Annotated in this window: 20 protein-coding genes, 1 pseudogene, 2 riboswitches and 1 other annotated feature; of the genes and pseudogenes, 10 read left to right on the top strand and 11 right to left on the bottom strand. The window is 37.3% G+C overall.

Translation table 11 applies throughout. From position 1 onward, the window contains the following. Positions 1–32: 32 nt before the first annotated feature. Complete coding sequence (locus AC3CH7_RS21840) at positions 33–1,055, bottom strand: ABC transporter substrate-binding protein (protein WP_031418444.1); 1,023 nt, start codon at positions 1,053–1,055, stop codon at positions 33–35. 738 nt (positions 1,056–1,793) lie between these two features. On the opposite strand from AC3CH7_RS21840, the pseudogene AC3CH7_RS21835 reads away from it, so the two are divergent. Further along, positions 1,794–3,152, top strand: a pseudogene (locus AC3CH7_RS21835) (IS1182 family transposase). A 171-nt stretch (positions 3,153–3,323) separates the two neighbouring features. Here the strand turns inward: AC3CH7_RS21835 and AC3CH7_RS21830 are convergent. The 3 genes from AC3CH7_RS21830 to AC3CH7_RS21820 all read right to left on the bottom strand — a co-directional run bounded on the left by AC3CH7_RS21830 (position 3,324) and on the right by AC3CH7_RS21820 (position 5,507). Next, entirely contained in the window at positions 3,324–3,779 is a 456-nt protein-coding gene (locus AC3CH7_RS21830; protein ID WP_099806414.1) for a hypothetical protein, read from the bottom strand. 30 nt (positions 3,780–3,809) lie between these two features. Continuing rightward, complete coding sequence (locus AC3CH7_RS21825; RefSeq protein WP_281486749.1) at positions 3,810–4,628, bottom strand: hypothetical protein; 819 nt, start codon at positions 4,626–4,628, stop codon at positions 3,810–3,812. Between the two features lie 564 nt (positions 4,629–5,192). Beyond that, positions 5,193–5,507 carry a hypothetical protein gene (locus AC3CH7_RS21820; protein ID WP_099806411.1) on the bottom strand — a complete coding sequence of 105 codons (315 nt, stop codon included), beginning with the start codon at positions 5,505–5,507 and terminating at the stop codon, positions 5,193–5,195. Between AC3CH7_RS21820 and AC3CH7_RS21815 the strand changes: the two genes are divergently transcribed. The 3 genes from AC3CH7_RS21815 to trpB all read left to right on the top strand — a co-directional run bounded on the left by AC3CH7_RS21815 (position 5,506) and on the right by trpB (position 7,773). Then, positions 5,506–5,763, top strand: a complete 258-nt coding sequence (locus tag AC3CH7_RS21815) for a site-specific integrase (protein ID WP_281486750.1) — start codon at positions 5,506–5,508, stop codon at positions 5,761–5,763. The genes AC3CH7_RS21820 and AC3CH7_RS21815 overlap by 2 nt on opposite strands. Beyond that, positions 5,747–5,791: riboswitch (PreQ1 riboswitch) on the top strand. Its footprint overlaps the gene before it by 17 nt. Positions 5,792–5,797: 6 nt before the next feature. Then, positions 5,798–6,283: a QueT transporter family protein gene (locus AC3CH7_RS21810; RefSeq protein ID WP_031418436.1), complete on the top strand. Its 486-nt coding sequence runs from the start codon at positions 5,798–5,800 to the stop codon at positions 6,281–6,283. A gap of 66 nt (positions 6,284–6,349) precedes the next feature. Next, positions 6,350–6,550: a binding site (T-box leader), on the top strand. A gap of 59 nt (positions 6,551–6,609) precedes the next feature. Further along, positions 6,610–7,773: a tryptophan synthase subunit beta gene (trpB, locus tag AC3CH7_RS21805; protein ID WP_031418434.1), complete on the top strand. Its 1,164-nt coding sequence runs from the start codon at positions 6,610–6,612 to the stop codon at positions 7,771–7,773. Between the two features lie 180 nt (positions 7,774–7,953). Here trpB and AC3CH7_RS21800 read toward each other — a convergent pair whose 3' ends face one another. Both AC3CH7_RS21800 and AC3CH7_RS21795 read right to left on the bottom strand, forming a co-directional pair. Continuing rightward, a complete protein-coding gene (locus AC3CH7_RS21800; RefSeq protein WP_008176053.1) occupies positions 7,954–8,907 on the bottom strand; it encodes an L-threonine 3-dehydrogenase in 954 nt (317 codons plus the stop codon). 348 nt (positions 8,908–9,255) lie between these two features. Further along, positions 9,256–10,926 (bottom strand): HAMP domain-containing methyl-accepting chemotaxis protein, encoded by a 1,671-nt coding sequence (locus tag AC3CH7_RS21795; RefSeq protein ID WP_488381886.1) that lies wholly within the window; start codon positions 10,924–10,926, stop codon positions 9,256–9,258. Between the two features lie 244 nt (positions 10,927–11,170). Here AC3CH7_RS21795 and AC3CH7_RS21790 point away from each other — a divergent pair, with 244 nt between their 5' ends. Beyond that, the gene (locus AC3CH7_RS21790; RefSeq protein ID WP_031418432.1) at positions 11,171–12,337 is read left to right on the top strand and encodes an FtsW/RodA/SpoVE family cell cycle protein; all 1,167 of its coding nucleotides are present in this window, start codon (positions 11,171–11,173) and stop codon (positions 12,335–12,337) included. Positions 12,338–12,612: 275 nt separating this feature from the next. Here the strand turns inward: AC3CH7_RS21790 and AC3CH7_RS21785 are convergent, their stop codons facing one another. From AC3CH7_RS21785 to AC3CH7_RS21775, 3 genes are read right to left on the bottom strand one after another with little or no spacing between them, the layout of a single operon-like run. Beyond that, positions 12,613–13,965: an aminotransferase gene (locus tag AC3CH7_RS21785; RefSeq protein ID WP_488381885.1), complete on the bottom strand. Its 1,353-nt coding sequence runs from the start codon at positions 13,963–13,965 to the stop codon at positions 12,613–12,615. 34 nt (positions 13,966–13,999) lie between these two features. Next, entirely contained in the window at positions 14,000–15,529 is a 1,530-nt protein-coding gene (locus AC3CH7_RS21780) for a CoA-acylating methylmalonate-semialdehyde dehydrogenase (RefSeq protein WP_488381884.1), read from the bottom strand. Positions 15,530–15,553: 24 nt separating this feature from the next. Next, a complete protein-coding gene (locus AC3CH7_RS21775; RefSeq protein WP_012292681.1) occupies positions 15,554–16,966 on the bottom strand; it encodes an amino acid permease in 1,413 nt (470 codons plus the stop codon). Positions 16,967–17,199: 233 nt separating this feature from the next. Between AC3CH7_RS21775 and AC3CH7_RS21770 the strand changes: the two genes are divergently transcribed. Beyond that, positions 17,200–18,768, top strand: coding sequence for a PucR family transcriptional regulator (locus AC3CH7_RS21770; protein ID WP_012292680.1), 1,569 nt, complete (start codon positions 17,200–17,202; stop codon positions 18,766–18,768). A 47-nt stretch (positions 18,769–18,815) separates the two neighbouring features. Here the strand turns inward: AC3CH7_RS21770 and AC3CH7_RS21765 are convergent, their stop codons facing one another. Beyond that, positions 18,816–19,610 carry a carbon-nitrogen family hydrolase gene (locus AC3CH7_RS21765; RefSeq protein WP_036166803.1) on the bottom strand — a complete coding sequence of 265 codons (795 nt, stop codon included), beginning with the start codon at positions 19,608–19,610 and terminating at the stop codon, positions 18,816–18,818. A gap of 96 nt (positions 19,611–19,706) precedes the next feature. Here AC3CH7_RS21765 and AC3CH7_RS21760 point away from each other — a divergent pair, with 96 nt between their 5' ends. Next, complete coding sequence (locus AC3CH7_RS21760) at positions 19,707–20,870, top strand: pyridoxal phosphate-dependent aminotransferase (protein ID WP_012292678.1); 1,164 nt, start codon at positions 19,707–19,709, stop codon at positions 20,868–20,870. A 47-nt stretch (positions 20,871–20,917) separates the two neighbouring features. Here the strand turns inward: AC3CH7_RS21760 and AC3CH7_RS21755 are convergent, their stop codons facing one another. Then, positions 20,918–21,421 carry a PPC domain-containing DNA-binding protein gene (locus AC3CH7_RS21755; RefSeq protein ID WP_031418427.1) on the bottom strand — a complete coding sequence of 168 codons (504 nt, stop codon included), beginning with the start codon at positions 21,419–21,421 and terminating at the stop codon, positions 20,918–20,920. 122 nt (positions 21,422–21,543) lie between these two features. Continuing rightward, a riboswitch (SAM riboswitch) is annotated at positions 21,544–21,649 on the top strand. A gap of 89 nt (positions 21,650–21,738) precedes the next feature. Between AC3CH7_RS21755 and AC3CH7_RS21750 the strand changes: the two genes are divergently transcribed. The 3 genes from AC3CH7_RS21750 (at position 21,739) to AC3CH7_RS21740 (ending at position 24,354) form a co-directional block, all read left to right on the top strand. Then, positions 21,739–22,569 carry a MetQ/NlpA family ABC transporter substrate-binding protein gene (locus tag AC3CH7_RS21750; protein WP_488381883.1) on the top strand — a complete coding sequence of 277 codons (831 nt, stop codon included), beginning with the start codon at positions 21,739–21,741 and terminating at the stop codon, positions 22,567–22,569. Between the two features lie 104 nt (positions 22,570–22,673). Beyond that, positions 22,674–23,699 carry a methionine ABC transporter ATP-binding protein gene (locus AC3CH7_RS21745; RefSeq protein WP_012292675.1) on the top strand — a complete coding sequence of 342 codons (1,026 nt, stop codon included), beginning with the start codon at positions 22,674–22,676 and terminating at the stop codon, positions 23,697–23,699. After that, a complete protein-coding gene (locus AC3CH7_RS21740; RefSeq protein ID WP_031418426.1) occupies positions 23,692–24,354 on the top strand; it encodes a methionine ABC transporter permease in 663 nt (220 codons plus the stop codon). Before AC3CH7_RS21745 ends, AC3CH7_RS21740 begins: the two co-directional genes overlap by 8 nt. Positions 24,355–24,362 lie beyond the last annotated feature (8 nt).

The raw sequence follows: 24,362 nt of genomic DNA, 5'->3' as shown, positions 1-24,362 counted from the left end.
AGATAAAGCGGGGATGGTTCCCCCGCTTCAATCTATTTTTCTAGAAGTTCTGCACCCCAAGAATCTTTAATTTCAATTCCTAAATCATCTGCTACTTTTTTATTAATTAATAGCTTTAGATTTTGTGGAAATTGCGCTGGCGTTTCAGCAGGTGTTGCCTCACCTTTTAAAATTTTCACTGCCATTTGCCCAGCCTCATATCCGATATCGAAATATTCAAAACCATAAGCCGCCAAACCACCACGCGCTACAGAGTCAAGCTCTCCAACAATTAAAGGTAATTTATTGGCATTTGCTACATCAATAACAGACTCTAATGCAGAAACTACTGTATTATCCGTAATAATATAGAATGCATCGACCTTACCAATTAAGGATTCAGTGGCTTGCTTTACTTCCGCAGAAGTTGCTGCAGATGCCTCTTTAACCTCAAGACCTTGCTCAGCCATCACTTTTTTTACTTCTTTCACCTGTGCTACAGAGTTTTGCTCACCAGCGTTGTAGACCATACCAACGTTTTTAGCACCTAGCTCTTTTAAAAAGGCCACTGTTTTAGAAATCGTTTCAGGATGTAAATCGATAGTACCTGTAACATTTTTCCCTGGCTTCTCCATTGACTCTATGAGCTGAGCACCTACAGCATCTGTTACAGATGTGAAGATAATGGGAATATCACTTGTTGCTGTTGCCGCGGCCTGTGCAGAAGGTGTAGAGTTAGCAAATATTAAATCTACGTTTGCACTTACTAGATTGTTAGCAATCGTTGTGTTAAGACTATTATCGCCTTGTGCGATTTGTGAATCATACTCAACTTTTAAACCTGCATCTTCAATCGCCTTTTTAAAGCCTTCCGTCGCTGCATTTAGCGATGGATGCTCTACAATTTGCGTAATTCCGATTTTATATGTTTTATCATCTGCGTTCCCGCTGTCACTTGCGTTATTCGTTTCGTTTCCCTTTGATTCTGTTGAACTAGACCCACCACTACCACAAGCAGCCAGTAGTAATACTAGTCCAAAGAGTAAGAATGAAAGCTTTTTGACATTGCTCTTCACCATTAATCCCCCCGATTAAGTTCTGGAATATCTATCACACTTTATCCAAACAAAGTGTGAATGTATCGCTATATTATCGTTATTATTGAGCTCCGTCAACAACATTATGAATGTTCTGACTTTTGTATTTCACAAAAAATTTTAGTATTCCATTTAATTTGACGCTTTAAACCGCTAAACTACGCTATTTTTGTTATTCGATTCCTTTTTAAAAAATAGTAAAAAATATTTATGACAATTTTGCGAATTTAGTCATATAGATAAAAAGTCTGACATTTGACTTCTGCTAGATATGTATAATAAAATATTGACTTGTGTGAAAGCACCGTGGTTCGTAACCATCCCACGAAAAGATTGGGCTAAACTTACTTGCATTGAGTATTTTTATTAATGAAAACCCTGTATTATCAACGTTTTTAACTTTATGTACAAATTTTCGTTCGATTTAGTTAAGTCTGGTTTCTGTATCGTTTTACACATTTTTTACACAAAAGAAAATGACCACTCCTAATAGGGTGGTCATTTCAGACTGTAGACAAACTCAAAAAATTTGAGAGTTTGCCTACAGTCTTTTTTCTTTTACAATGAAAAAAAGTAAAGCCATTGATTTCCACTACGGGCGGACGCTTTCCGCGGGCGGGGTCGCCGCCCTTCGTTCCAATCAACTTCTACATAAAGTACTTACTTTACTTTTATCTACATAGGGTGTTGAAAAGTAAATTTTTGAGGTGATAAACGATGATGACGAAGAATCAAACCAATGAACGAGAACAATTAGAAATGTTAACGATTGATCAATTAGTTCCCAACGATCATTTAGTGCGAAAACTAGAGGCTGCTATTGATTTTTCATTTATCTATCCTTTAGTCGAACATCTCTATTCACCTAATGGGCGTCCTAGTATTGATCCTGTTGTTCTCTTTAAAATGACGTTTATTCAGTACGTTTTTGGTATTCGGTCCATGCGTCAAACCATCAAAGAAATTGAAACGAATATGGCGTATCGTTGGTTTTTAGGATTTGGCTTCCATACAGAAGTCCCGCATTTCTCTACCTTCGGTAAAAATTATGTCCGTCGCTTTCAAGACACCGATATATTTGAGCAGATATTCTATCGTATTTTAAAAGAGATTATACATCAAGGACTCCTCCATGCAGACCATTTATTTATCGATTCCACGCATGTGAAAGCGAGTGCGAATAAACGGAAGTATGATAAAAAGGTTGTGCGAAAAGAAACACGGGCTTATGAAGAGAAGCTTCAATTAGAGTTAAATATGGATCGTGAGGAACACGGAAAAAAGCCCTTTCCCCCGGAGAAGTTTGAAAAGGAAGAATGGAAAGAAATAAAGGAAAGTACGACAGGTCCTGAAAGTGGCTATTACGTGAAGGATGAACGTACGAAACAGTTTGCCTATTCTTTCCATGCAGCCACAGATGAAAAAGGCTTTGTCTTAGGTGCCATTGTGACTCCGGGAAATGTGCATGATAGCCATGTATTGCAGCCACTTGTGGAAAGGGTCATTCAAAACGTTCAAAAACCATAAGCTGTTGCGGCAGACGCAGCCTATAAAACACCAGCGATTACGAACTTTTTGTTAGAGAATCAAATGTTGCCTGTTCTTCCATATACACGTCCTAAAACGAAAGATGGATTCTTCCGAAAGCATGAGTATATATATGACGAGCACGCACTATAATTGTTATCTTTGCCCACAAGGGCAGATATTGAAGTATGCGACAACGACGAAGGTAGGATATCGCCAATATAAATCGAATCCTTTGATTTGTGCGAAGTGTCCAAGCCTTTCCCAATGTACAGAAAGTAAGCATCATCAAAAACTCATTCAACATCATATTTGGGAGTCGTATGATGTGGAGGAAGCTGAACATTTACGCCATTCCTATGACATCAAACAGATTTATGCCAAGCGCAAAGAAACGATTGAGCGTGTCTTTGCGGATGCAAAAGAAAAGCATGGTATGCGATGGACAACCTTAAGAGATCTAAAAAAATTGTCCATGTGCAGGCGATGCTTACTTTTGCTACCATGAATTTAAAGAAACTAGCTACTTGGACGTGGCAGACAGCTTAAGAGAGCATCTATGCTCGAAGAGTATGTTGGATACAGCAATGATTTACCAAATAATGAAAATGAAAGAGATAGAAAAATGACAAAAGCCTTCGAGAATGAACTTCTCGACGGCTTTTGTCTCAGTCTGAAAGGAGTAGCACATGCTACTCTTTTTCAATAAAATTATTCAATTCAAGCTTCTTCATAAGCATTTTTCATTCCGTTATATAAATTAATGTCTTTAAAATCATCTTTATTAATGTGAAGTTGTACACTTACCTCATACAAAAAATAAAGCCATTCCGTATCATTTTCCTCAACAGCTTTAGCACAAGCATTTTCTATATATACACTATTCACATGACGTTCTAGACCCTTTATATAATCTAAGGCTTTTGATGCTCCTGGCCAATTCAAATCCTTAAATAATTCATATAAATTAGGCAAGGCCAATTTGTTATTTGGATAGCCGATAGATATGACGACATCGACTGCGTTCTCCCAACATTCTTTTGAATATTTTTGAAATATAAGTGGCAATTGTTCATTGGTAATTTGACAAAGAAATGCTTTTGCTTCGTTTTGAATTGTCTTTGGTAAATTCCAATTCAAATTATAGGAATAATAAATCACTAAATTATCTTCCATAAAAATTCATACCTTTCATAGAAATGTTGCTTATTTAACTTTCACAGAAATTCCCTGTAGAATCCTAGTGTATTTATGCGGTTTGTCATTTGCATTGTCTCGACTATCAATCCAACCTTTCATATCTGATGACTTATCTGTTTTTACAGAAACATGATTACCACCATCTTTAATAGCTTTTAATGACCCTGTTTTATTTACAGCTTCTATGGTAGTTGCTGTAAACGAACCACTAGGCATTTTTAAGTTATAAGAAAGCCCTCCAGTATCTTGAGGTCTTGGAGTTAAATTTGTGCCATTTCCACTACCACTGCGATAAATAATTGTTGGATTTTTGTCTTTCAATCTCTCAATCAGTTCAGGTTTTACTTGATCCTTCGCAACTACTACTACAGTAACTAATGATGCTGCAATAATCATAGCAAGTAAGGTGTCAAATGCCCAAGCCGCAACAGGGATTAAAGGAATAGCAATCCTGGGTTGAATCCAATTATCAGAAATGTCACTACTCACAACTTCTCCGTTTTGTAGTTGTTGCTCTTTTAATTGTTCAATGTCTAATTCTTCACCACTATTTAAATCAATAGCTTTTGTTGAAAATAATTCTGTCTCTGTATCATATGTTAATTCATATACTATTTCGTTTAAAGTTAGTGTATAGGTTTCTATATTGCCATTTATACTATATTTTGTGTTATTTTCGGCATAATTTTCTAAATACTGTGTACTTAACTCAATATTACTATCCTCTAATGAACTCTCTGCTTTTGCAACAGCATTATTAAATTGAAATACATTAAAAAATGCTATTGTAAAAACTATTGTTAACACTAAAAATTTCTTTAACATTTAATCATTCCACCTTTATTATTTTCAAAATATAAATGAGCAAATTCACAAACAAGTGGATAGAGCTTTTCCCTGGGAGTATAGTGTCGACGCTATAAGCTCTTTCTAGTAGTATTTTTTGCTCATTTAGGTTAACAATGTTAATAATAACATTTTTTTCTATAATAACTAATTTTTTAAAAAATAGTACTATTTAGAAAATAAAGGTAATTTCGAGTTAATAATCTCCTAAATGTGATGGATTTATAGAATAGAAGTAATGAATTTTAACATAAAAAAATCCACCCCTACAAGATGGAAATTTCGGATTTCAGGAATCATGTGTTTTGCTATCTATATCAAACAATAACACTCTTGATAAATTAATAATAAATTTAGCCTCATTTTCCTCTAATATATCTTTGTTAGGGTGAGAGAAAACATGATTATTTCTAACATCATTCATGTTCTCTAAAAACTTGCCAATAGCGTTGACTGTTTGATTAATGGGTTTGTGATGATCTTTTACATTAATATTGAATTTTGGATGGGATATTTTCAACCTTCCCCACATATCTTGAATTTTTATAGTTCATCAAAGGTAATATTCTGTTCATCACATATTGCTTTTAAATATCCATGTAGTGCTGTGTGAGCACAATCTACGGCACTACTAAAAGAATGTTTATCGATCAAAGTATCTGCTTGCAACAATACTTCTTTTACAAACTCTATATCATGCTTAAGTTCTCCATATTCAATTAGTTCTCCCTTTAATTGTGTAATCCACTGTGTTATTTTTCCATGCAACTTCTCTTTATTAGAAAATTCAACTTGTTTTAGTAATCCATTCTCTAGTATTTCTTCGAAAATCTCTAATGGATACTTTTTTCTATTCATGGTTTACCTCATTCATGCCAGCATTTTATTTTATAAAGGAATTTCAGTTCAGTATATTTCCGAACGACTTGGACATGCAGATGTAGATACAACAATTCGAATTTACACTCACCTCATTAAAGAACTTCGTGAAGAAGATGAGAGAAATACAATGAATATTTTAGCCGCTTTAATATTTTACACATTATTTACACATAGTTATTTACAAACCCGCATGAATACTGATATGATTGCACTTGCTCTACGTGGTTCGTAACCATCCCACGAAAAAAAACTAAGGAGAAATGAATATGAAAATAAAGTTTTTAGCAGCAAGTGGTATTATTGCAGCTCTATACATTGCTGTGACGATGCTTGTTGCACCATTTGGTTTTACAGAGGTGCAGTTCCGTGTATCTGAAATTTTTAACCATTTAGTGGCCTTTAATCCACGCTTTGCCGTTGGTATCATAATTGGAGTATTTATTGCTAATATCTTTTCACCACTTGGTATCTACGACTTAGTATTTGGTGTTGGACATTCTATGATTACATTGGGTTTGTTCATTTTGATTTGTAAATTTGTTAAAAATATTTGGGCACGCTTAATCATCAATACATTCTTATTTACTTGTACAATGTTTATAATTGCCTTTGAATTGAATTTAGCCTTAGAGCTACCATTCTTTTGGACTTGGCTAACGGTGGCAGCAGGTGAATTCGTTGTTTTAGCGGTGGGTGCACCTATTATGTATATACTCAATAAACGCCTTCACTTTAAAGAGATGATTGAATAGACGAGTCTTACAAGATTCGTCTTTTTTTCTTGACAATATTCTGAAAACATTCTACAATTCTTTCTAATAAATGCGAAGAAGAAGAGTAGTAGCAAGCATCGTTACTTAAAGAGAGCTGGTGGTCGGTGTAAACCAGTAGTACGTACTTGTGAATGGACTTCAGAGCAGCCTTACTCCAATGTAAGGCCGATTGGCTCCCCGTTATCGGAGTTAGAAAGCGCGCATCAATTGCGAATAAAGGTGGCACCACGGTTACTCGTCCTTTTTACAGAGGATTGGAGTGGCTTTTTTTTATGAAAAAATGAGCGTAGAGGAGTCGAGAAAAGATGAGTACAGTAGCAGAGAATAAAGGATATTTCGGAGAATTTGGTGGAAGCTTCGTTCCAGAGGAGCTTCAGCATGTATTAACTATTTTGGATGAAAATTTCCAAAAATTCAAAGATGATGCAGACTTTAATACAGAATTGAATTATTATTTCAATGAATATGTCGGTCGCAAATCCCCTCTTTATTTTGCAGAAAATTTAACAAAGCAATTGGCTGGCGCAAAAATATATTTAAAGCGTGAGGATCTTAACCATACGGGCTCACATAAAATCAATAATGTATTGGGTCAAATTTTATTAGCAAAACGTATGGGAGCAAATCGCGTTATTGCTGAAACCGGTGCAGGACAACACGGTGTGGCAACCGCTACTGCCTGTGCCATGTTCGGGATGGATTGTACTATTTATATGGGGTTAGAGGATACTAAACGTCAGGCATTAAATGTATTTCGAATGGAGCTTCTTGGAGCAAAGGTAGTAGCTGTTGATAAGGGGCAAGGACGTTTAAAGGATGCCGTTGATGAAGCATTCGCTGATTTGGTGGCAAACTACGAAACGACATTTTATTTATTGGGCTCTGCTGTTGGGCCGCACCCATTCCCCTCAATGGTTAAACATTTCCAATCAGTTATTAGCCGCGAAAGCCGCGAGCAAATTTTGGAGAAAGAAGGAAAACTACCAACCGCTGTCCTAGCCTGTGTTGGCGGTGGAAGTAATGCTATAGGGGCATTCGCAGAGTTTATTGCTGATAAAAATGTTCGTCTTATCGGAATAGAGCCAGATCAAGCTGCTACACTTAACGAAGGAACGCCTGGAGAACTGCACGGCTTCAAATGCTTAGTGCTACAGGACGCAGAGGGAAACCCTCTACCAACATACTCGATTGCCGCAGGGTTAGATTACCCAGGTGCGGGACCTGAGCACAGTCACTTAAAAACAATTGGTCGTGCAGAGTATGTTACCGTGACAAATGAAGAAGTCCTAGAGGCATTTCAGGTGCTATCGAAGGTAGAAGGTATTATTCCTGCACTCGAAAGCTCTCATGCAGTTGCCCATGCACTAAAACTAGCGCCTACTCTTACAACTGATGACATTATTATTATTAATATCTCAGGTCGTGGCGATAAGGACGTTGAGCAAGTTTTTCATATGTTAAATAAATAATTTAAACCTGAAAGAGCGATTTCCTAAACCGGAAATCGCTCTTCAACTTTCACTAATGATGTAATGTCTGCTGATCTTGAAACACAAGTATAAACGAATCTATTCCAATAAGAATATATATCCCCCATTTATTTCATAAAAAAACGGATGAAGTCTATCACATCATCCGTTCAATCGCTATTATGAAATCGCTCTTTTATGCAGTTTAATTTTTAGCTTTTCTAACATATCTACCGTCATTTTTGACAAATCGTACTCTGCTTTAAAGCCCCACTCTTTTTGTGCCGCTTCAATATTTATTGAGTTTGGCCAGCTATCTGCTATTGCCTGACGAACTGGGTCAACCTGATAGTTCATTGTAAAGTTCGGTAAATGTTTTTTTATTTCAGCTGCGATTTGCGATGGTTCAAAACTCATTGCTGTTATATTAAAAGCATTACGGTGAACAAGCTTACTACCATCGGCTTCCATTAAATCGACAATTGCCTGTAAAGCATCTGGCATGTACATCATATCCATATACGTACCTTCTTGAATATAAGATGTATACTTACCTTGTTCAATCGCTTCGTAGAAAATCTCTACCGCATAATCAGTTGTACCACCGCCAGGGGGTGTTACATAAGAAATTAAACCTGGGAAACGGACACCACGTGTATCTACTCCAAAACGGCTGAAGTAATAATCACATAATAATTCGCCAGCCACTTTATTAACACCATACATAGTTGTCGGGCGTTGCAATGTATCCTGAGGTGTGTCTTCCTTCGGTGTAGATGGTCCGAATGCCCCTATTGAGCTTGGTGTGAAGAATTGCATATTTAACTCTCGTGAAACTTCCAAAGCATTCATTAATCCACCCATATTTAAATTCCAAGCCAACAAAGGATTTCTTTCAGCTGTAGCTGATAATAGTGCTGCTAAATGCATCATTGTATCAGCACCAAAGTCCTTTGCTAAATCATGCATTCTTTGTCCATCTGTAACGTCCAATATCTCAAACGGGCCCTCAGTATGGTCAAGCTTTCTAATGTCAGTAGCAAGTATATTGTCCTCTCCATAAATACTACGAAGTTTTTCTACAAGCTCAGAACCAATTTGACCAAGTGCTCCGGTAACCATAATTTTTTTCATTTCTCAAAACCTCCACATGTGAACAATTGTACTTATGGAAAGTACAAAAATATATTAATAAACATTGATTTAATAACACTTTCAATGAAATTCATTATAATGTGTTCGTTTTGAAAATACAACAATTATATTAAAAATATTCATAAAAGAAACATACTATCCCTTACTTCTCAGTATATGAACATTTTAAATTATTGTGCTACAAAAATATATCAAATACATTTGTATATTCACAGAGGACATATTTTGAAACTACCATCCAACAAGTTATTAGAGCAAATAAAAAGAATCCCCTTTGCTAACTTTACAAAGGAGATTCAATCGCCCATTAAGATATGAATGACTAAATTATATTGAAAAACGTTTAACGGCTATTTGTAGCACTTTTGATACCTTTCGTAATTCTTTAATATAATTATGGAAATGTTGCTGTGCTGTTAATTGATTGGCTGTTAAAGCAGCAACATGCTTTGTCGATACTGTATTCGTATCAGATAACGATGTCAACATAACCGCATCATCACTAACTTTTTTTGTATGATTGGCAATCTCTTGAACTGTAGAAGATACTTCCATAATATAAGGCTTGATTGTATGTACTTTTTCTAAAATTTGATCAAAACTGGAAGCCGTTTGTCCTGTTACAGTAACGCCTTTCTCGGTTGCCACTAGAACGCCCTCCATCATTTGCACTGCATAGCTTGAATCCAAATGAATGTTTTGTACAATGGATGTAATAGTTTGTGTAGAATGGACGGTTTGCTCCGCAAGCTTACGTACCTCATTCGCTACTACTGCAAATCCCTTGCCATGCTCGCCCGCTCTTGCCGCTTCAATAGATGCATTTAACGCCAATAGATTTGTTTGAGCTGTTATTCTTTCGATGACCTCTATCATTTGATAGATAGATGATGCTCGTTGAACTAAATTAAAAATGGCTGTATTGGATTTCTCGACAGCTTGCTTAATCGTCTGCATTTGCGCCAAATTGGCCTGCACAATTTCAGTACCGCTCTCCGCATCTCTAGCAGTTTTATGGGCGAAATTTTCCACAATTTGAATTTTCTCTAATATGACCTGTACATCATTTAAAACTTCTTCTAGTGATGATGTATTGGAGGCCAATTTATTAGTAGACGCAGCTGTTGAATCTGAAATAGACTGTACATCTTTAGCTATTTTTAATGTTGTTGTAGAGGATTCCTCTGAGGACTCCTGCAATTTCCCAGTCATTTTCTCCACTTCGTAGGCACTGTCCGTAACTGTATGGAGTAAACGTTTCACTTCTGTGACCATTTGATTGTAAGAAAGCACTACCTCACCTAGCTCATCATGAGCCACATAACTTGCATTGGCAGTGAAATTACCCTGTTCAGCTTGCTTTAATAATGATTTCAATTGTCGTGTAGGTACATTGACTGCCTTTGTTGCTATAAATCCTATAATAATAACTAGCATCACAACTGTTAAACACACCCCACCAAGCAGCCAATAACCAAATTGTACATCTTCTTGATAGGACTGTTGTTGGTCTTTTGCTCGTTGAACAAGATAGTTTTGAGTTTCTTCTAATAATGTATGAATTTCCTGACTTATTGGTAGAAACGTCTGTGAATAAAATTTCTCTTGTTCACTTTGTTTCAATTGCTGGTAGCCCTCAATCTTTTCTCTCTGCTTTCCTAGCAAGGATTTATACTTATTAATTTGATGACTCATTTTTTTATCAATTTCTTGCCCTTTTAAATGGTCTAACGGCTTATCCACGTCTTTTAAAATGGCTGACATTCTTTTATAATCACCATCAGAATCAACGATAAAATCTAATTGACGTTGCGATTCCTCCAGCTCATTTAGCCATCCAATTGGAACAAGCCCCTGTTTGTAACTCTCACTTGCATGCCACGACATTTTTCTCAAATAATCCACACTAAATACACCTAGCAATACATTCGATAATACACAAACAATCATAAGTACAAGTAACTTGTCCTTCACCTTAATGAAACGAAAAAAATGCATGATCTCTGGCTCCTCCTCCAACTCTTACCAATAATGATAGTATGAAGATATAAAGCCAGTGTTATATTTTTGTAAAGATTAGACGAAGAATTAAGAAATTATGCCCACTCACTCATCCCATATAGGTAATTTACCGTACAAATCAACATGTACAAATATCCTTTATTTGCATCATGTAAATAGTTGCAACCTTCCACACATTACCAGCGTTTATAATATTAACTATAGAAAGAAGGTGTTACATTTGTCGCAGCTTAAGAAATTGGATGGAAGTTTAGTTGTGAGCCTCTTTTTCATTGGAGGTTTTAGCTGTCTTTTTGTCCATTCTAGCAGTGTCAATTTCGGACAATATACCAGTTCCTTCATTATGAAGCAATTTATCTTTTATCTCATTGGGTTTATGATCATGTTTGGGATTTCCTTACTTGATATTGAACAATTAAAAAAGATTGGATGGCCGTTTTATGGATTAGCCGTAGCATTAACTGCTGGACTCATAGTAGCACCAGAAAGTATTGCACGGACGATAAACGAGGCTAAATCTTGGTATCAAATACCATTTCTAGGCTCCCTTCAGCCATCTGAGTTCTTAAAATTCGCCTTTTTAATTGTTGTGAGTAAAGTCATTATCTCTCATCAAGAGAAAAATGGACGCCCCTCTTATCTAGCTGATTTATGGCTATTAGTAAAAATCGGACTCATCGTCCTTCCTCCATCGCTCCTTGTTTATAAACAACCCGACACAGGCATGGTTATGTTATACATGGCAATGATTCTACCCATGATACTTTTTTCGGGTATTCATAGAAAGTTACTGATTGTGTTTACGGCCATTCCTCTAGTTCTTATCAGTACAGTTGTAGTACTTTATGTCAGATTTAATGATTTTTTCACGGAAAAAATTTTAGGTGCCCTATCAGGACATCAAGTATCTCGTATTTATGGTTGGCTGCAGCCTTATGATTACATAGATTCTTCGTTTCAAGTACGCCAGGGCTTTTTAGCCATTGGATCGGGTGAATTTATCGGAAAAGGCTATCTGAATAACAATGTTTATGTACCAGAAAAACATACTGATTTTATTTTTTCTACTATTGCTGAGGAATTAGGGTTTGCTGGCGGTGCATTCGTCATTGCTTTACTGTTTTTTGTCATCTACAGGATTGTGCTTATTACAGTTGAAGCAAAAGACCCTTTTATGACATTAATGGGCGCAGGAATATCAAGCTTACTAGCCTTCCAAATTACTCAAAATATTGGCATGACCCTTGGACTTTTACCAGTCACGGGAGTTACTTTGCCTTTTTTAAGCTACGGGGGCAGCTCACTTTTGTCAAATTTCATGCTAATGGGAATTGTCATGATTATTCATAAATCCTATAAGGGGTATATGTTTAAAAGAGAAGACTAAGAGATGCAAGTAGAGAAGGATTTTCTCTACTTGCTAGATAAAAAGGGATTATTCTGATTGATTGTTCGTTTAAAAAGAAGTAATTAAAAGAATATCCCTCGCCAGGACACTTTTGATAGATAATTATCAAAAAAAATTTTATAAACTACAGTTCACCTTTTTCCAGTATTATTTTACATAAATTGATTGTTATTTTATTGATTGAACCTTTTTCTGATTTCATAAAAAGGTTCTAAAAGCTCTTATTTAGAGTCCTTTAGAACCAATAGTATTTATTAAAGCTTCTTTAAACTCTCAACGACCACATCAAGTATGCGCTGAAGATCTGCTTGCACAATATTTAGTGGTGGTGATAGTGTCAGAACATTATTAAAGCCGGCTACTGTTGCCCCATTTTTCCCAATAATCACCCCTTGTTCTTTGCATGCAGCAATAACAGCATTTACCTTCTCCACTGGTAAAGGTTCTTTCGAGACTTTATCTACTACTAACTCAATTCCAATTAATAAACCTCTGCCCCGCACATCTCCTACATTCGGATGATCCTGTAAATTTTCTTGCAATGTTTGTAATGTGGCCTTCCCCATCTCCTTGGAGCGGTCGAACAATGCTTCTTGCTCTAGAATTTCAATATTTTTTAATGCAACTGCACATGCCACTGGAGAGCCCCCAAATGTATTGACATGGCGGAAATAGCCATAGGCATCTGTGCCAGTGAAAGCCTCATAAATCTCACGCTTTACGGCAGTTGCTGATAATGGTAAGTATGCACTCGTAATCCCTTTAGCCATTGTAATAATATCTGGTTTCACACCATAATTCATAAATCCAAATGGCTTACCTGTTCGACCAAAGCCACAAATAACTTCATCCACTATCATTAAAGCACCATGCTTTTTACATACTTCCTCTATGCCTTTTAAATAGTTTTCAGGAGGCATAATGACGCCGCCACCTGTTATAATTGGCTCTAAAATCATGGCTGCAATCGTATCACTCAGTTCCCATGTCATCGTTTTATCGACAGCCCTTACGCTGGCTAAATCTAATGGCGCAATAGCATCATCTTCATGTTCACGGTATTGATCAGGCGGTGCAACATGGATAAAGCCAGGAGACAGAGGCTCGTATTTATATTTCCGTTCCGCTTGCCCTGTTGCTGCTAATGCCCCAAAGGAATTTCCATGGTAGGCGCGGTAGCGAGAGACAATCTTATAGCGGGAGCTTTGCCCTTTTTGCTGGTGATATTGTCGTGCTATTTTAAAAGCTGTTTCATTCGCTTCTGATCCACTATTAGAGAAGAAAATAACGTACTCCCCACCAAGCAAGTCATTTAGTTTTTCACCTAGCTGTACGGCTGGTAAATGTCCCTGCGATAATGGTGCATAGGCATTCTTCATCATTTGCTCATGTGCGGCATCTGCCAGTTCCTTACGTCCATAGCCCACATTTACACACCATAGCCCAGCCATGGCATCAATATATTCGATGCCATCTGTATCTATTATTCTTGCACCATCTGATTTTTCCACTACATAGGTTGCTTGTGGATTGTAGGGTTTCATTGAATGCCATACATATTGCTCATCCTTTGTTAAAACATCACTTTTAAGATTGATCTGTGTCATTGCCGAACACCCTCTCATTTATTTTTTCAGTAGATTAGCTTTTTGCATCGTTATTACTTGGGAAGGCAAAGGAGCTTGTTGCATCTTCCATTTCATCTGGCCAACGCTCCGAGATTGTTTTAGCCTTTGTAAAAAATCTCGCTTGATCCGGACCAAACATATGCCCTTCACCAAACTTAGAGCGCTTCCATCCCCCGAAATTATGGTAGCCGACAGGAATTGGAATCGGTACATTAACCCCTACCATGCCCACTTCAATCTCTTCTTGGAATTTACGAGCTGCTGCACCACTGCTGGTAAACATCGTTACACCATTACCAAGTTCATGGTCATTAATTAATTCAATAGCTTCTTGTAATGTCTCTACACCCACTACTATGCGGGCTGGACCAAATACCTCCTCTTTGAAGATAGTCATATCAGGCGTAATATTATTGAGTAGTGTTGGTCCAACATAAAAACCATTAGATGTTTCGCATACTTTAGGATTTCGTCCGTCAATGACAAGGTTTGCCCCCTCATTAACAGCCCCATCAATATAGCTGATAATCGTTTCCTTCGATTGTTGGCTAATAACTGGACCAAAATCGACATCATCTTCTGTATAAGGACCTATCTTTAGCTGTGAAATCTTCTGCTTCAATATGTCTGTAAAACGCTGCTCGGTATCTTGACCAACAACAAGCGCTCCAGAAATCGCCATACAGCGCTGTGATGCTGCCCCGTATGCAGCACCTAAAAAGGCGTTCGCAGTTTGCTCCAAGTTGGCATCTGGCATAACAATCATAAAATTCTTACCACCACCAAAAGCAGCCACACGTTTATTATGCTTTGTTCCCGTTTGATAAATATATTCGGCTACTGGCGTAGAGCCTACAAAGGAAATGGCTTGAATCTCTTTGTTTTCTAGAAGCTCATTGACCGCTTCTTTATCGCCATTCACTACTGTCCAAATACCATCAGGGAGTCCCGCCTCTTTCCATAATTGACTTAAAAATAATGCAGAATGAGGAACACGTTCAGATGGCTTTAAAATAACAGCATTCCCTACTGCCACAGCCATACTTGTAATAGCTAAAGGGACCATAACAGGGAAATTAAAAGGCGCAATCGTTGCCACTACACCGAGTGGTGATTTGGCAGAAAAAGCATTAATATTGCCACCTACATTGACGGAATACTCCCCTTTTAGTAATTGTGGGGCACTAATCGCCATATCTACCGATTCAATCCCTCGAATAATTTCGCCCTTCGCATCCTCTTTAGTTTTCCCGCTTTCCTGACAAATCACTTCAATAAGCTCTTCCTGCTTTGTTACTAACAATTGTCGGAATCGATGTACAACCTCAACCCTCTTCCCAATGGACATCTTTTTCCATGCAGGAAAGGCTTCCTTAGCCTGTTGAATGGCCTGCTGTACTTCGTCTTTTGAAGCAAGCGGTACTCTCGCTATCGTTTCACCTGTTGTTGGATTATACACATCTGAAAATCTCCCACTAGTACCAGCTACCTCTTCCCCTTTGATAAAATGTGTTAGCGTTTTCATTTTTTGTTGTACTGTCATCATTTAACCTCTCCTTACATGGGATTATTGTTCAAAATCAAATTCGTCTTTGTTAAAAATAGAGCTTGATTCATCGACCTGTTTTATCACCTTATTTCTTTGCGTAAGTAAATAAAAAATCATGACCACGGCAACGACAACACATGTAAATAGAATTTGTGAGCGCATAGACTCAATAAAGAACATGGCCATTAATAAGGCAGTTGTAGCTACTATGGTGAAATACGTTAGATAAGGAAATAGCCACATCTTCACCTTCAGTAGCTCAGGATTTTCGCGTTCAATCTTTCTACGCATTTTCAATTGTGAAAAGGCGATGATTAAATAAAGAATCAAAGTAATAGCACTACAAGAGCTTAGCAAAAACATAAATACTTTATCAGGTGAAACATAATTCATAATAACGGCAATATAAGAGAAAAATGTTGCGGCTAAAATTGCATTCACTGGTGCACCATTTTTATTTAATTTTAAAAAAGCTTTCGGTGCCTCCCCCTTCTCTGCTAAAGAAAATACCATTCGTGATGTTGCATAAAGTGCAGAATTTAAACACGATAGCACAGCTGTTAAAACAACAAAATTCATAATTTGTGCAGCGGCAGGAATACCAATATAATCTAGCACTGCTACATAAGGGCTTGTTAAAATATCAGAGGAGTGCCAAGGCAATAACGTCACAACAACTGTTATTGAGCCTACATAGAAAATTAAAATGCGCCAAGTAATCGAATTCGTAGCTTTTGTGACAGCTGCTAACGGTTCATCTGACTCACCAGCAGCGATAGCCACAATCTCTGTCCCCATAAAAGAAAAAATAACAATGACAACACCCATTAATACAGCGCCAAAGCCGTTTGGTAAAAATCCACCCTGCTCAACTAGATTCGTCAGACCAACAGCGTTAAAGTTTGGTGCTATACCAAAAATAATAAATGCGCCTAGACCTAAAAAAACTACTATACTTGCAACCTTAATAAGAGAGAACCAATATTCAAATTCGCCAAAGGCTTTTACAGAAAGAACATTTGTTAAAGTAAGTGCTACTGTTAAAAGTAAACTTAAGAGCCATAAAGGAATTCCGTCATACCAATATTGAATAATCGCCGCTGCTGCCGTTGCCTCTAATGCGATAGCAATGACCCAGAAAAACCAATACAGCCAACCAATCATAAAGCCTGCCCATGGACCAATTGCTTCATGTGCATAGTGTGCAAACGACCCACTTGTTGGATTGACAGCCGCCATCTCACCTAGCATACGCATCACTAAGATGACAATAATTCCTGCAAATATATACGACAAAATTGCTCCTGGACCCGCCAAGTTAATGACTGAGCCACTGCCCATAAATAAGCCAGCCCCAATTACACCCGCTATCGCGATCATCGTCATATGCCGTTTCTTTAATCCTCTTTGTAAATGCGTTTGTTGCTCCATATCTGACACCTCTTTTATTAGATTGGATTATCGCTTACAAAAATCTTACATGTTTCATATCGTTGAAGTAATAGACAAACTGTAAATTTCTATACAATTGTTTTAAACATAATGTAAAATAGACTAAATATTCTTAAAATATTACTTTATTTAGTTTTCTAGCTATTTAATAACAGTAAACAGCAATAATAGATAAAAAAGTCATAAAAGATGTTTCCAAAGGAGGAGCTATATTGAGCCAATTCCAACTTAAAGTACTTCATGTTTTAGACAATAAATACTTTCAGAATGCAGAGGTAGTTGCAGGTCATGAGGGGTTATTAAGAATCGTAAAGTGGGCACATGTTCTTGAAATAGTCCATGTAGATAATTTTTTAGTTGGAGAAGAGCTGGTGTTAACGACGGGGATCAGTCTTCAACATGGCATTGAAGATTTTATGACGTTTATTGAATCCTTAATTGAAAAAAATTGTGCTGCCCTTTGTATTGAGTATGGCTCTTCTATTCAAGCAGTTCCAGAAGCAATACTTGCTATTGCAAATCGTCATCAGTTCCCGATTATTGTTTTTCATGAAGCGGTTCCTTTTGTTCGCATTACACAGGATTTACATAGTCAAATTATAAATCAGCAGTATTTAATGGTTTCGACACTAGAATCCTACTCACAAACTTTAAATAAAAATACGGTGTTAGGACAAAATACGGAAGACATCTTACAAAATATGTATATCGAATTAAAAACACAAATTATGTTTTCTATTAAGGGACGGGAACCCGTCTTATATCCTAATATGACTAAAAGTAAACGTCAGCAATTATTAGCATTGAATAAATATGCTCAGCAATTTAAACATGAGCCCATCTATATTTTTGATCAGCATTATGCAGATTTAACCTTATTCCGTGAAGATGGTCTATTTTCAGAGTTTGAATTATTAATTTTAGACCGTACAGCAACAGCATTAGCACAATTATTAATGCGAGAGTTCTATATTGAGGAGAAAAAGAATATTGAGGACGCCTCAATTTTAGCTGATTGGATCGACCAAAAGCTATCCAAGGAAGAAATCTATAAATTTATCGTTTCCCACTATACCAACTTTTCACAATCTAGTGGCGTTGTCTTTATTTTGGCCACTCCTAGTACAGTCATGAAAGCGCAGGAGGATATTGTCTATAGTAAACTTTATTACCGTAATCTCTTTGAACAGCATGGCTTTATCCCGTTTTTATTCGAAAGAAAAAGCTATGTCATTTTTATTTTACTTCATGCCAAAGATTGTCGAGCGATTCGTGAAATACTAAATAGCATCTTCACCTCGCTTCCTAAAACTGAATTTTATAAAAAACAGCAAACTCAAGAGTTTCAAATAGCAGTTGGTAAAGTTGTTGCAGATGTACAAGATATCTTCAAAAGCTATCAAACTGCTTTAGAAACATTATATATTTGCCGCAAGGTGCAAGCTTCATCATTCTTTTACGACGATTTGCATTTGTATCATTTAATCTATAAATTACAAATGCAGGTGAATTTAAAGGAAGTTATAAATGACTATTTACAGCCAGTTATTGAGTATGATGAAAAATATAACAGCAAGCTCCTTGAAACATTACAAGTCTATTTACAATCAAACGGCTCCAAGCAGCAAACGGCTAACCAATTGTTTATTGTTCGTCAAACACTGTATCACCGCTTAAAAAAGCTTGAAAGTTTACTCGGAGAAAATTTCATGAAGGGTCATAATCGCATCACTCTAGAATTTATGCTCCTTGCAAACTCCTTAATTGATGACAAGAGTTAAAAAATAGGCACGTTCAAGAGGCCTCTCCCCTTCAACGTGCCATCTCATTATCCTTTCACCACAACATCTTGATAAAGTCCTGGTCGACGATCATCGTATACAGGAATTCTTCCACGTACTTCATCAACTATGGAGAAATCTACATCAATTACTGCAACTTCCTCGTCTTCAGCACCAACCCAAAGCACTTCACCCCATGGCTGAATAATCATCGATTGCCCATTAAAGTTTTCTACTTTTCTCGAAATACGGTTAACTGCTATAACAAAGCATTGGTTTTCAATCGCTCGCGCTTGCAGCAATGTTTTCCAATGATCAATTCTAGGTGTCGGCCATTGAGCTGGTACAAACAGCACCTTCGCTCCTTGGAGGGCATGTGCACGTAACCACTCAGGGAAACGAATATCATAGCAAATGACACCAGCCGCTTCAATTGGTCCTAGCGCAAATCGATTCATATCATCTCCAGCCTCTAAATAAAGATGCTCGTCCATTAAACGAAAAAGATGTGCCTTGCTATATTCCCCAACAAGTACTCCATTGTTATCAAATGTATACATCGTATTGTAAAACTTGTCGTCCTTTTTTGTGGAAACGGAGCCACCGACAATATGTACACTAAGCTCCTTCGCTAAGTTAGCTAAAAATACTTTTGAACGCTCACCATTGACATCCGCCAATTCTGGTAGTTTCTCCAATGCGTAGCCTGTATTCCACATTTCCGGTAGCACAATAATTTCTGCCCCTAGTTTTGCTGCTTCACGAATCTTGTCCTCCGCCCGTATAAAATTTTCTTCTACTTTGCCGAAGCCAATGTTTAACTGAATACAACCGATTTTCATAATAATTCCTCCTATAGACAATTAACAAAAAAAGTAATACTATTTGCTTCATATTCTTTAATAATAATTATTATATTCTGAAAAAGGTGATCATGCATGGAATTCTCGAAAAAACTACAGCAATTACCCACTCAATTTTTTGCGGCGCTTGTCCAAAAAGTAAACAATGCCTTGGAAGAAGGACGCGATGTGATTAATCTTGGTCAAGGAAATCCCGACCAGCCTACGCCTACTCATATTATTCAAGCATTACAGGGAGCAGCTGAAAATCCTCAAAACCACAAATATTCGCCATTTCGTGGTATCGCCGAACTACGTCAAGCGGCTGCCGACTTTTATAAACGGGAATATGATGTGGAGATTAATCCCGATACTGAAGTAGCGATTCTTGGTGGCACAAAAATTGGTCTTGTTGAGCTACCTTTGGCTGTGTTAAATCCAGGGGATACAATGCTATTACCAGACCCTGGCTATCCAGACTACTTATCAGGTGTTGTATTAGGTGATGTAAATTTTGAAGTGTTGCCACTTTTTGCTGAGAATCATTTCTTACCTGATTATGATGCCCTACCTAAAGAAGTTAAGGAAAAGGCCAAGTTACTGTACTTAAATTACCCAAATAATCCTACGGGTGGTACAGCAACACTTGAATTTTTTGAAGAAACTGTTCGCTTTGCTAAGGAGCATAATATCATCGTATCACATGATTTTGCATATGGTGCAATTGGATTTGATGGCAATAAGCCTATTAGCTTTTTACAGGCCAATGGCGCAAAAGAAGTTGGAATCGAAATGTACACATTATCAAAAACTTATAATATGGCAGGTTGGCGTATAGGCTTTGCTGTTGGTAATGCTGATTTAATTGCTGCGATTAATCTTATTCAGGATCATTTGTTTTGTAGTCAATTTCCAGCTATTCAACAAGCAGCAGCTATTGCCCTTACAGCTTCACAGGAATGTGCAGATGAGCTAAGAGCTACCTATGAGCGTCGTCGAAATGTTCTAATCGAAGAAGCGCATAGAATTGGCTGGCAAGTAACAGCACCAAAAGGCTCCTTCTTTGCCTGGCTCCCTGTCCCATTAGGTTTTACAAGCGAACAATTCGCCGATATATTGCTCGACAAAGCTGATATTGCAGTAGCCGCAGGTAATGGCTTTGGTCAATATGGGGAAGGCTATGTGCGTATTGGCTTGCTTGTAAGCGAGGAACGTTTACGAGAGGCCATCCAAAGAATTGAGCAATTGAAATTATTTTAACATGTAACCATATAGAGTCCTGTAGCTTTCACTAGCTACAGGACTTACTATTTTTCAATTTTCCTTGGAAAATCTAACACATGTTCTAATGGATAAAATTGTACGTGACCTGTTTCATCATCCATCTGACGGATATGCTGAATGCCTTGCACTTCTGCCAGTACTACATCTGCTGTTATGACGATATTTCCGCCCTTTATAAAATGACCGCCTGAAACCACTCCCCATTGATCACTCATGGAACCATGGAAATGCGTTTCATATCCTGCATCACGCTTACAAACCACTCCTGAACCTTGGATAAACTCGAGTGGCCCCTCTTTCTCTACCACATCACTAAATCGAACTTTAATGTGGGAGGTTTCATCGGGTACTAAATAAACAAAGCTACTTTTTTGAAAACTACCAATACAACTAATAATGGTTGCTGAATCAATATTATTCTCTTCACAAAGTGCCTCTATTCCTTCAATGATGTCTGTCCCCATGAGAAGACGTGCACTAATCACCTTACCAAATGAACCTATGCCATAATTAACTCTTACTGGCATTCTTCCCCCTCCTTCGCGACAAAATATTATAACAATATAAAAAATTTCAAAAATATTTATTGACTTACTATACCCTATAAATTATATTAGTTCTATCGGAAATACAAAAATATAATATGAATCTCTTATCAAGAGTAGCTGAGGGACTGGCCCTATGAAGCTCGGCAACCTCCTTTTATGAAGGAAGGTGCTAAATCCTGCAAACGAAATTCGTTTGATAGATAAGAGAGGACTTTTTTTCATGAGCCTCTCTTAATTTATAAGAGAGTTTTTTTATTTTCAAAAAACCGATAAAACAATTTTTGGAGGTAGTTTTCATGAAGAAGAAAAATAAATTTTTAGTAGGTTTAGCAAGTCTTACATTAGTAGCAGCACTAGCGGGCTGTGGCTCTAAAGAAGATAGTACAGGAAAAAGCGACGCTATCGATGAAAATAAAATTGTCGTGGGTGTCACTTCAGGACCTCATGAGCAAATTGCAGAGGTAGCTGCTAAAGTCGCAAAGGAAAAGGGGCTAGAAGTAGAACTAAAATCTTTTTCTGATTATGTTTTACCCAATACATCCTTAGCTGAAGGAGATCTTGATGCAAACAGCTATCAGCATAAACCTTTCCTCGATACTTTTAATAAAGATCACGATACAGATTTAGTACCAGTTGGCAAAACAATTTTAAATCCTATGGGGATTTACTCTGAAAAATATAAATCATTGGATGACGTTCCTGAAGGCGCAACATTTGGCTTACCGAATGACCCAACAAATGGAGCGCGAGCTCTCTTTGTTTTACAAGAGGCAGGCTATATTAAATTAAAAGATGGAGCGGACTTAACAGCATCTGTTCGTGACGTGGAAGAAAACAAAAAGAATTTAAAATTCATAGAATTAGAAGCCGCACAAATTCCTAAGCAGCTTAGTGAAGTAGATGTAGCTGCTATTAATACGAACTTTGCGCTGGAAGCTGGCATTAATCCACAAGAGGACTCTATTCTTTTAGAATCTACTGACTCTCCATATGTGAACTACATTGTCGTTCGTGCTGAAAATGAAAATGACCCAACAATTAAAAAATTCGTTGAGGCTTACCAGTCTGATGAAGTGCGCCAATTCATTGAAGAGGAATTCAAAGGTTCTGTAATCCCTATCTGGTAATACATGCCAAAAGCTGATATAAGGCTGAGAATCTGCCAATTGTCCACTATGGAAATCGCGCAGATTCTTGCTTTTTAGAAGCTAAGAAAGGAGCAAGTAATCTGATGATTCAATTACAAAATATATCAAAAGAATATAAGACGAAAAAAGGCAGTATTAAGGCAGTGGACGGAATTAATCTTCATGTAAAAAAAGGACAAATTCATGGTGTAATTGGGTATAGTGGTGCCGGTAAAAGTACGCTTATTCGTTGTGTTAATTTACTAGAGCGTCCCTCAGCAGGCAAGGTTTTGATTGATAATGTGGATATTACTACCCTTTCACTTCATGACTTACGTCAAACACGGCAAAAGATTGGCATGATTTTTCAACATTTTAATCTCTTAAAGACAGCAACAGTTTATAACAATATTGCGGTTCCCTTAAAGCTACTTGGTTATAACGAAACAGAAGTCCAAAATCGTGTGGCTAAATATGCCGAAATTGTAGGTTTAACAGAAAAGCTAGATAGCTACCCCAATCAGCTTTCAGGTGGACAAAAGCAACGTGTCGCAATTGCACGCGCTCTAGCGCAAGAGCCAGAGATTTTACTTAGTGATGAAGCAACAAGTGCCCTTGATCCTGAAACGACAGAGGCCATTCTTGAACTATTGTTAAAAATTAATCGTGAATTAGGAATTACAATCCTACTGATTACACATGAAATGAATGTTATTCAGAAAATATGTGATGAGGTATCTGTTCTAGAGGCCGGGAAAGTAGTTGAATTTGGTACGGCTATTGAGCTCTTTGCAAAGCCCCAACACCCTACTACAAGAAAGTTTTTAAGTACCATTTCACAGCGTAACTTAACTCCTTCTCTTATTGAGCAGCTAAATGTTTCAGGTAGCGTCATTCGTTTAACATTTCTTGGGGAAAGTACTGGGAAGCCATTATTAGCTGAAGTCAGCAAAGTATATGATGTACAACCAAACATCCTAACAGCCAATATTATTGAATTAAAAAACGGCATTGTCGGTAATATTGTGGTGCATTTAAACGGAGAGCCAAGCATTGTTCAAAAAGCGCTAACCTATTTTGCAGAGAATGGCGTTACTGTTGAAGAGTTAGGAGGAGAATTCCATGAATAATTTCTTTCATGATTGGTCTGAGGTTATTGGCAAAGCAATTATCGAAACATTTCAAATGGTCGGAATTTCATTATTCTTTTCCATTCTAATCGGTATACCTTTAGGTCTTTTAATTGTTTTAACACGACCTGGTCAATCCTTTGAAAATAAATTTTTCTATCAATTATTTAATTTAATCATCAATATTATCCGTTCAGTGCCATTCATCATCTTACTATTCTTCATTTTACCTTTTACAAAGGTTATCGTCGGTACAACGATTGGTGTTAAAGGCGTTATTGTTCCGCTTGTAGTTTATACAGCTCCTTATATTGCAAGACTGATGGAGTCAGCGCTTTTAGAGGTTGATTCTGGCGTTATCGAAGCCTACACAGCCATGGGTATTAAACGTCGCCATATCATTTGGCATGTATTATTACGTGAAGCACGCCCATCCATTATTTTAGGCTTAACGATTGCTACAATTGGATTGATTGGCGCAACAGCAATGGCGGGAATGGTTGGTGCTGGTGGTTTAGGCGACCTCGCTTACCGTTATGGTCATTTACGCTACGAGGTAGATGTCATGTATGCAACGGTGTTTATTTTAATCATCCTTGTACAAAGCATACAATCCATAGGCAATCGCATTTCAGCCAAATTGAAGAAAGACTAGGAGGAAGA

The organism is Lysinibacillus sp. F12, from assembly GCF_057773605.1.
Note: the sequence above shows the minus strand (reverse complement) of the source record. Positions and strands in the feature narration are given on the sequence as shown.

Excerpts from the sequence above, each read along its gene's own strand:
- AC3CH7_RS21830 (WP_099806414.1), bottom strand. The coding sequence starts at position 3,779 with ATGGAAGATAATTTAGTGATTTATTATTCCTATAATTTGAATTGGAAT.
- AC3CH7_RS21825 (WP_281486749.1), bottom strand. The coding sequence starts at position 4,628 with ATGTTAAAGAAATTTTTAGTGTTAACAATAGTTTTTACAATAGCATTT.
- AC3CH7_RS21815 (WP_281486750.1), top strand. The coding sequence starts at position 5,506 with ATGGTTTACCTCATTCATGCCAGCATTTTATTTTATAAAGGAATTTCA.
- AC3CH7_RS21820 (WP_099806411.1), bottom strand. The coding sequence starts at position 5,507 with ATGAATAGAAAAAAGTATCCATTAGAGATTTTCGAAGAAATACTAGAG.
- AC3CH7_RS21810 (WP_031418436.1), top strand. The coding sequence starts at position 5,798 with ATGAAAATAAAGTTTTTAGCAGCAAGTGGTATTATTGCAGCTCTATAC.
- trpB (WP_031418434.1), top strand. The coding sequence starts at position 6,610 with ATGAGTACAGTAGCAGAGAATAAAGGATATTTCGGAGAATTTGGTGGA.
- AC3CH7_RS21800 (WP_008176053.1), bottom strand. The coding sequence starts at position 8,907 with ATGAAAAAAATTATGGTTACCGGAGCACTTGGTCAAATTGGTTCTGAG.
- AC3CH7_RS21795 (WP_488381886.1), bottom strand. The coding sequence starts at position 10,926 with ATGCATTTTTTTCGTTTCATTAAGGTGAAGGACAAGTTACTTGTACTT.
- AC3CH7_RS21785 (WP_488381885.1), bottom strand. The coding sequence starts at position 13,965 with ATGACACAGATCAATCTTAAAAGTGATGTTTTAACAAAGGATGAGCAA.
- AC3CH7_RS21780 (WP_488381884.1), bottom strand. The coding sequence starts at position 15,529 with ATGACAGTACAACAAAAAATGAAAACGCTAACACATTTTATCAAAGGG.
- AC3CH7_RS21775 (WP_012292681.1), bottom strand. The coding sequence starts at position 16,966 with ATGGAGCAACAAACGCATTTACAAAGAGGATTAAAGAAACGGCATATG.
- AC3CH7_RS21765 (WP_036166803.1), bottom strand. The coding sequence starts at position 19,610 with ATGAAAATCGGTTGTATTCAGTTAAACATTGGCTTCGGCAAAGTAGAA.
- AC3CH7_RS21760 (WP_012292678.1), top strand. The coding sequence starts at position 19,707 with ATGGAATTCTCGAAAAAACTACAGCAATTACCCACTCAATTTTTTGCG.
- AC3CH7_RS21755 (WP_031418427.1), bottom strand. The coding sequence starts at position 21,421 with ATGCCAGTAAGAGTTAATTATGGCATAGGTTCATTTGGTAAGGTGATT.
- AC3CH7_RS21750 (WP_488381883.1), top strand. The coding sequence starts at position 21,739 with ATGAAGAAGAAAAATAAATTTTTAGTAGGTTTAGCAAGTCTTACATTA.
- AC3CH7_RS21745 (WP_012292675.1), top strand. The coding sequence starts at position 22,674 with ATGATTCAATTACAAAATATATCAAAAGAATATAAGACGAAAAAAGGC.
- AC3CH7_RS21740 (WP_031418426.1), top strand. The coding sequence starts at position 23,692 with ATGAATAATTTCTTTCATGATTGGTCTGAGGTTATTGGCAAAGCAATT.